The 8,282-nt window shown below is 63.2% G+C and carries 7 protein-coding genes; 2 read left to right on the top strand and 5 right to left on the bottom strand.

Annotation, left to right across the window (positions count from 1 at the left end):
• Positions 1-21: 21 nt before the first annotated feature.
• Positions 22-189, bottom strand: coding sequence for a helix-turn-helix domain-containing protein (locus BDO18943_RS42905; protein ID WP_374101824.1), 168 nt, complete (start codon positions 187-189; stop codon positions 22-24).
• Positions 190-409: 220 nt separating this feature from the next.
• Here BDO18943_RS42905 and BDO18943_RS41785 point away from each other — a divergent pair, with 220 nt between their 5' ends.
• Both BDO18943_RS41785 and BDO18943_RS41780 read left to right on the top strand, forming a co-directional pair.
• Positions 410-1,174, top strand: a complete 765-nt coding sequence (locus BDO18943_RS41785; protein ID WP_175026646.1) for a molybdate ABC transporter substrate-binding protein — start codon at positions 410-412, stop codon at positions 1,172-1,174.
• A gap of 218 nt (positions 1,175-1,392) precedes the next feature.
• A complete protein-coding gene (locus tag BDO18943_RS41780; RefSeq protein ID WP_175026645.1) occupies positions 1,393-1,596 on the top strand; it encodes a cold-shock protein in 204 nt (67 codons plus the stop codon).
• Between the two features lie 105 nt (positions 1,597-1,701).
• Here the strand turns inward: BDO18943_RS41780 and rpoD are convergent, their stop codons facing one another.
• The 4 genes from rpoD to BDO18943_RS41755 all read right to left on the bottom strand — a co-directional run.
• Entirely contained in the window at positions 1,702-3,729 is a 2,028-nt protein-coding gene (gene rpoD, locus BDO18943_RS41775; RefSeq protein WP_235996335.1) for an RNA polymerase sigma factor RpoD, read from the bottom strand.
• Between the two features lie 591 nt (positions 3,730-4,320).
• Positions 4,321-5,364: an HAF repeat-containing protein gene (locus tag BDO18943_RS41770; protein ID WP_235996334.1), complete on the bottom strand. Its 1,044-nt coding sequence runs from the start codon at positions 5,362-5,364 to the stop codon at positions 4,321-4,323.
• Positions 5,365-5,968: 604 nt separating this feature from the next.
• Positions 5,969-6,772, bottom strand: coding sequence for a hypothetical protein (locus BDO18943_RS41765; RefSeq protein WP_175026644.1), 804 nt, complete (start codon positions 6,770-6,772; stop codon positions 5,969-5,971).
• 298 nt (positions 6,773-7,070) lie between these two features.
• The coding region (locus BDO18943_RS41755) for an FUSC family protein (protein ID WP_175026643.1) at positions 7,071-8,282 on the bottom strand (1,212 nt) is incomplete at its 5' end.

The following is an 8,282-nucleotide window of genomic DNA, read 5'->3' as shown; positions in this document are numbered from 1 at the left end:
CTGGCGCCTATGTGCCGCCCCTCAAGTGGCGCCCTTATGCCGACCCCGCATTGGCTCCATAGCGCCGCCCCGTGACACACCATGGCGGCTGCGGTCCAGGAGCCGCACGCCAAGCAGGCCCTCCAGGTCCGCGATCGCCTTCGACACGGCTGGCTGCGACATGTGAAGCTGTTCGGCCGCCTTGCGCATCCCGCCCGCGCTGATAACCGTCATCAGCGTGTCGAGGTCGCGAAGCTTCAGTCGTCGTCGAAGCCGGTCGCCGTCCATGTCCTGACCTATTCGATTTCGTGATCACACCATCGTAATTTGAAACTTTCCGTTGATCAAATGCTGTCCTAGGATGGCAGTCAGCAAAGCCTCGCGAACCTGAAATCCAGCGGCCGGCGAGCCATTCGAACAGGAGGCGACGATGATCATTCCCGTGCTGGTGAATGTCGGTCTGGCCATGTTGCTGGTGCTCTCCAGCCTCGGCGACGCGCACGCGGACGACCTGAAGGTTTTCAGCACGCCGACGATGAAGTCGACGCTCGCGGAACTCGCGCCGGGATTCGAACGGCTGACCGGACACCGGCTCGCTGCGACGTACGACAACGCCGCGACGCTGAAACGGCGGATCGAAGCAGACGAGCCGTTCGACATCGCGATCCTGCTGCCCACTCAGGTCGACGATTTGATCCAGACGGGCAAGATCGTATCGAACACACGCGTTGACGTCGCGAAAGCAGCAGTCGGCATGGCGATGCGTGCGGACAAGCCCGCGCCCGACATCGGGACGGTCGACGCGTTCACGCGGGCGCTGACGAGTGTCCGTTCGCTGTCGTGGTCGCCGGAGAGCGCGAGTGGCGCCTATCTCGTCGGCCTGCTCGGCCGGCTGGGCATCATGGACACGGTCAAGGCGCATCTCGTGCCCGTCCCGGGCGGCGACGTGGTCGCGGCCGTTGCCGGCGGCCAGGCCGACGCGACCGTGATCACCGTGCCCAATATCGTCGACGTGCCGGGTGTCCGACTGGTCGGCTTGCTGCCGCGTGAACTGCAGCACGACACGGTTTACACGGCAGGCATCGCCACCCATACGGCGGATCCGCGCGGTGCCAAGGCACTGATCGATTTTCTGCAATCGGCCGAAGCGACCGCCGTGTTGCGCAAAAAGGGATTTGATCAGCCGACGCCGTGACCGGATTGGCGAGAAAACGACGACGCAGGCGATATACGGTTGTGCAGTGAACGCCTGATAGCAGTGCTGCTCGTTCGGCCTGCTTGCAGGCAAGCACACCGTTGCCCAGCGGTCGAAGCACGGACGCAACCTTCGCCGCTCGATCGGCCCGCTCTTCGATCGAAGCCATATGGATCCCTACTCATCCATGCGACCCATGCGCTAGCAGCATTAAAGGTATGGCAACGGGTACCTTCGAGTGGTTGAACGATACGAAGGGGTTCGGATTCATCACCCCGGATGACGGCGGCGAAGACCTGTTTGCGCACTTCTCCGAGGTTCAGGGAAGTGGCCTCAAATCGCTTCAGGAGGGCCAGAAGGTCAGCTTCGAGGTCAAACAGGGCCCCAAGGGGAAGCAGGCCGCCAGCATCAAGCCGCTGTAAGTCTTCCCCGCAGCGAACACGCCCGGCCAGGACAACGATCAGGCCGACGCGTGATCGCTGCAAGTCTGGAGCCGGGCATCGAAGGGGTACCGCGCCCGGCTTGCTCTAGCGCTCAAGAAATGGCCTGAGCTTGTCCGCACGGCTGGGATGCATCAGCTTGCGCATCGCCTTGCTCTCAATCTGACGGATCCGCTCGCGAGTCACGTCGAACTGCTTGCCGACCTCTTCAAGCGTGTGATCGGAGTTTGTGTCGAGCCCGAATCGCATCCGCAGAACCTTGGCCTCGCGCGGCGACAACCCGTTGAGTGCCTCGTCGATCGCCGCGCGCATGTTCGCGTGAATCGCCGCCTCAGCCGGTGAACTTGCCGAGACATCCTCAATCATGTCGCCGAGCGTTGCATCGGCGTCGTCACCCACCGGAGTTTCGAGCGAGACAGGTTGCTTGGCAATCTTGAGGATACTGAGCACTTTCTCCTCGGACATCTCCATGCGCTTTGCCAGCACAGCGGGATGCGCTTCCTGCCCTGTCTGTTGCAGGATTTCGCGCGATATCCGGTTCAGCTTGTTGATCGTCTCGATCATGTGGACCGGCACGCGAATGGTCCGCGCCTGATCGGCGAGCGCACGCGTGACAGCCTGCCGGACCCACCAGGTCGCGTAGGTCGAGAACTTCCAGCCGCGCCGGTATTCGAACTTGTCCACGGCCTTCATCAGGCCGATATTGCCCTCCTGGATCAAATCCAGGAACTGCATGCCGCGGTTCACGTATTTCTTGGCGATTGAAATGACAAGACGAAGGTTCGCCTCGATCATCTCGCGCTTGGCCTGCCGCATTTTCAGTTCCGCGGCGCTCATCTGGCGGTTGATCTGCTTGAGCTGCTTGAGCGGCAACGAGACCCGGGATTCGATGTCGACGAGTTTCTGCTGCGCCGCCTGAATCGCCGGCTGATGTCGCTCGAGCGCCGCGCCGAACTGCTGCGAGGTCGCGGCCGTGCGGCTCGTCCATTCGAGGTCGGTCTCGTGGCCCGGGAACGACTCGACAAACGCGTCGCGCGGCATGCCGCAACGGTCGACAGCAATCGCCAGGATGCTGCGCTCAATCGCGCGAACCTCAGTCACTTGCCCATGCACGATGGCGCACAGGCGGTCGATGGTCTTGGCCGTAAAGCGGATCGGCGCGAGTTCACGCTGGATCGCCGTGCGCACTTGCGCAGCGGCTGCGGAACGGGCATCGCCAGTGACAGGCACATCCGGCAACTGCTCGAACAGTGCACGCACGCGCGCGAAAATCACGAGACTGTCGTTCGTGAGTTCTTCGAGGCGTGCCGCGTTCACCTTCTCCGAATCCCCGGCGTCCGTATCGACGTCGTCTTCGTCCGAATCATCGTCGGCGGCGAGTGCTTCCGCCTCCTCTTCCTGGGACTCCGGCGTCATTTCGCTTTCATCGGCGTCGACGCTGATGCCATCGACCAGTTCGTCGATGCGCAGTTCGCCGGCAACGACGCGGTCGACATCGGCAAGAATCGTGGACACGATCGACGGACACGCGGCAATCGCTTGAATCATGTCCTGCAGACCATCTTCGATCCGTTTCGCGACCTCGATTTCACCGGCGCGGGTCAGCAGTTCGCTGGCGCCCATCTCACGCATGTACATCCGAACCGGATCCGTGGTGCGGCCGAATTCGGAATCGACGGTCGATAACGCAGCTTCCGCCTCCTCGTCGGCCTGATCGTCGGATGCCACGGCCGGCGCAGCCTCGGTTAACAGCAGCGCTTCGGCGTCCGGCGCTTGTTCGTACACGGCCACACCCATGTCGCTGAACGTGCTGACGATGGTGTCCATCGCCGCCGTTTGGGCAAAGTTGTCGGGCAGGTGGTCGTTGATGTCCGCGTGGGTGAGATAGCCGCGCTCGCGACCGAGCGCGATCAACGCGCGCATCTGGTGCTGGCGCTCCTCATTCTGGCGTGCCAGCGACGCGATGTCCGTCGGTGTCAGGGCCTGGGCCTTTCCCTTTGCCACACGGCGGCCGGCTTTTGCCGTGGCCGTGATTTCAGGGGATGTGGAATCGTTCCGATCAGGATTTGTCAATACATGCTCCTCGACAGATGAGCCGACGATCGTCGCGAGCATGACGCCAGAATGGGTTGCCTGCCGGGATGCGAACGGAATCGTGTACGCACAGATAGTCGAGGGCGGGACGCCTCGCGTGAAATCCGTATGCGCAGCTTGTGGGGGGCGTGAATGATACCGGAATGTATCGTGCGGCACAAGACGGGGAGCCGCCTGGGATTTCCATACGCTTACCGGTGCAGCGCTCTCTAGCTGCGACAAGGGGGAGCAGTCGCCCCCTGTCCCTGCCAGTGAAGGCGTGCTGTCGCCCCATCACGGCCATTCGAGCCGCGGCGCCTTCGACGACCGCTTCCACGGTACAACCGCCACTCGCGGACTCGGAGCGCCCGACTTCCTTTCTGCCTCCGGGAGAAAGGCGAGACGCCTCGATCGATAGAGACAACGGCACCCATTGGTCCACTGCCGGGCCGTATAAAGGTCGCCCGGCATCCTTCATGTGGTGAAACGACACGTGACGCTGGCTGCATACGCGTACGCGACGCTCGACGGAAACGCACGCGGCTGAACCCGTTGGCGGATTTCTCGTTTTGGGCCAGTTGACGTTGGCCCGACAGCGCCATCTTGAACCAGCACACCGCACGTGTGGCGTCCTCAATGGGCCAGCGTCCAGACGACAGCGTGGCCTGCCCCGTTCGCGGTGTATGCCAAGCCGGACACCTTACCCTCGTTGTCAATGCTCCCCGCATAGCTGTTTCTGCCACCGGGCAGAGTGCCGAGATCACTTATCACGCCGTTGTCATACAAGACAGCGTGATTGTCACCGCTCGATGTTTGCGAGTAGCCGACTATCTGGCCCCGAGCATTGATACCGCTGGCGCCACTGTTGCGGCCACCAGGCAGCGTGCCGAGATCCGTCATCACGCCGTGGTCATATAAAAAAGCATGAGTGTCGCCGCTCGCCGTTTGCGATTGGCCAACCACCTGGCCCCGCGCATTGATATTGTTGGCGAAGCTATTGCCGCCACCCGGCAGGGCGCCGAGGTCTGTCATCACGCCGCGGTCATACAAAAAAGCGTGATAGTGCCCACTTGCGTTGGTTGCATAGCCGACTACTTGGCCACGGTCGTTGATACCAATGGCGGCACTGAAGCCGCCACCGGGTAAGGTGCCGAGGTCGCTCATCACGCCGTGGTCATACAAAAAAGCGTGCAAGTCACTATTTGCGGGATACGCATAGCCGGCCACTTGGCCCCGGTCGTTGATGGCCTTCCCGACGCTGTAGTTTCCACCAGGGAAGGTGCCGAGGTCGGTCATCACGCCGTTGTCATACAAAAAGGCATGCAAGTTCCCGCTCGCGACAGTTGCAAAGCCGGCCACTTGGCCGCGATGGTTGATACCCGCGGCGATGCTGTAGTTCCCGCCAGGGAGGGTGCCGAGGTCGTTCATGACACCGTCGCGATACAAAAAGGCGTGATATTGCTGGTTCGCGGTGAACGCATAGCCGACTACCTCGTCGGGTTCCGTGATGCCGGTGCCGACGCTGAAGGTACCACCGGGCAGGGTGCCAAGATCGGAGATCGTGGCACCCTGCCCGGCTGTCGCCGTGTCGGCGCCAAGCGCCAACACAGCAGCCATGCTCACAACGAGGCTCACACCGTAAATTTTGCTCAAGAGCGTGCACGCGGATTTCATCATGAACTCCTGACAATGAGACAGCCGCCAAGGCAACCAGTGGCGTTGGGAACAAGTGGACTCGATATGCAATTGCCTGCGGAGCCGAATTCTGGGGACACGGGCCAAGACACATTGCCAATGTATTGAAGCCAGTCCCGGTTGGATTCTGGGCTCACAAGTCAGGCTGATTCGAGTACGCACGAATCGCACCATGGCCGTTTGGTAGCGGATTCAGAAATCCCGCCCTTAAGCGTGCGCGAGAAGCGTTTCATCGGCGAAACGCGGCAGATGGGATGCACATGTTCAGTGCGTGATGCGTGGCCGTCGATTGGAGCCGAATTGGATTCGGTCGACCATCACGCGCCAGGAATGTCCGGGCGTCGAATTCGCCTGCTGTTAGCCAAACGGCCGCTTCCAACGCGATGCGATCACTCGGATGTCCGACTACCGACGGAGGCGAATGCCCGTTCCTGGCCGCATGGCGACGTTACCGCATTGCAACGTCCGGCAAAACAGGGAAACCCGGTGATCCGACGACATTTGCAGGCAGTAACCGCCCGACGAGACAGCGGACTACCGCTCATCATTCAGCCACTGCCGACGATCTGCTTAAGGTCAACTTCGGTCAGGGTTTCACATTCCCTTGCCTGGAGCCGATGGCCGCAGCAATGCGGCTTTGCACGGCGACGAGTTGGTCATCCGTGGTCGCCACCAGCCACAGACGTGCCTGCTCCTCGATTTGGCGGTTGTGATCCTTCAACGGGCCCATCGCGGCAGCGGCCTTCCAGACGACCGGGGCGATTCGGCTTTTCCTGCCCGACGGCGCGCCGACCAGCAGGCAGTAAGGTCCCAGCGGGAGCGATACAAACGGCAGTGCCGGACTGGCACGCACGCGCCAGTCGATGAAGGGCGTGTCGCCGATAAGCAGCGGCATGGGCAAGCCGTGGAGCACACTGAAATCGTACAGCGCCAGTTGCTCCCGCATGCCGGCGTAAATACGCCGGATGTCGTCGACAACCGCCGCGCGGATCTCGTCATCGAACATGGGTTCCTGCGCGTATCGGGCAAACGCCTTTCGAGCCTCCCATTGATATGCGCTGAACAGGCCAATCTCCACGCAGTCCTGCACTGCGCGCTGGACATCCGCGACAGAACCGGCTTCCTCCGGCGTACCCAACTGCGCGGCCCGCAAAAACCGGGCAAGTCCAGCCTCCTGGATCGCAGGACCCTCCGCAGATGGATCGTCTTCAGCGCCCTTGCCAAGGGGCACATAGATATATTTCTCGGCCGCGAAATGCGACTTCTTGCCCTCGTCAAACCTGATTTCGCCGTCAACGCAGTCCAGATAGCGAGTCCCGATTCGACCATGCTCCCAAACCCAATTCTTCAGGAGCGGACGTAGTGGATGCAGTCTGTCGTGATCGGTCATGGAAGCCTCCAGGTTGCCCAGTATAGTTCCAAGTTGTCGAATGCTTCGTGGAGGACATGGCGATCAATCGATTGCGGATTCAACCCGTCGATGCAACGCACTTGAGGCTGCACAGCAGCAAGGCGTGTTGCCATGAAACAGAGACGGCGGATCCACTATACAGACACCCAGTAGGCGTTAATGTGGGAGCGTTGGCGCACGGGCGAGTCGCTACAGCAGATCGCTCAGTTGTTTGATCGGAACCATTCCTCGGTACAACGGATTCTGGCGGAAGTGACACCCGGCAAGGCCTATCGGCTCAGTTGAGCCACGCCATCCCGCTCGCGGTCCAAGGCAGACGCCCGCGCAGGAAACGGCTGTGCGCAGCAGCGGCCTCCGCGATCGTCCGCACCAGCACGACGCCGCGCAGCAGCGCGCGCCCGTCGTCGCTGTCGAGGTCGGCCACGCGCCGCCGCAATGCGCGGGCGGCCACGTCGCAGGTCTGTTCGAGCCGGACGAAATCGCCCTGCCCGATCCGCCCGCGCACCGCCGCGACTGCCCGGCGTGCCGCCGGTTCGCGCGTCGCCAGTTCGGCCAGCGCCAGCAGGCTGTCGCCGATCGTCCAGGCCGCGAGCAGATCGCGCAGGTCGCGCTCGACGAGACTCTGCGGCAGGCTGCCTGCGAAGCCCAGTTCGCGGCCGAGGCGATCGGCCGTGCGGCTCAGCCACGCGCTGGCCGGCCACGCGCGCGGGTCGCGTGCGAGGTTCGCCAGGTCGCGGCGCACTGCGCCGTGCAGGCGCCGCCGGCTCGTGCCGGGGTCGCCGGGAAACACGAGCGCGAACACGAGCGCGCCGAACGCGATCCCGAGCAGCGTCGCGAGCGCCGAGTTGAGGAACGCGGCATCGCCGATGCGCGCCGTGTTGTCCGGCGACGTGAAGTTCCAGAAGAAGATCGAGAAGCCGCTGCCGATGGCCGCCGTGCGCGGGTTGCGCATCACGATGCCGGTGCCGATCAGGAACACGCCGAGGATGTACGCGAGCATCTCGAAACCCGACACCGCCGGCAGCAGCACGAAATTGCACAGCGCGCCAGCAACCGCCGCGCAGGCGGTGCCTTTCAGGAAGCCCATGGCCGCGCCCACCGAGTTCGGGCGCGTCGAGAACAGCGCGCAGACCACGCCCGTGATCGTGACGAAGCCGGCGCCCGACGGCCACGCGCTGACGATCCAGATCGTCGACGCGGCCAGCACCGCGATGAACGCGCGGATGCCGTTGTGCCAGGCCAGCACCGTGTCGCGGTGGAACGCATAGCGCACGCGAGACGCCGGCGGACGCTCCCGGTCGACCAGCGCCTTGCCCGCAAACGCCCGCTCGAATCCGGCCAGCATCGCGGCCAGCCGGTCGAGCGTCAACAGCCGCGACGTATTCCAGCCTGCCGGTTCGGCCGCCTCGGCGCGCACCGCGTCGTCCACCCGCGCGCGCAGCGCCGCGAGTTCCGCACCCGGCTCGCGCGCGGCGGCCGTGCCGTCGAG

Source organism: Burkholderia aenigmatica, assembly GCF_902499175.1.
In the GTDB taxonomy this organism is placed as follows: domain Bacteria; phylum Pseudomonadota; class Gammaproteobacteria; order Burkholderiales; family Burkholderiaceae; genus Burkholderia; species Burkholderia aenigmatica.
The sequence above is the reverse complement of the archived record's forward strand: the minus strand, read 5'-3'. Positions and strand labels throughout refer to the sequence as shown.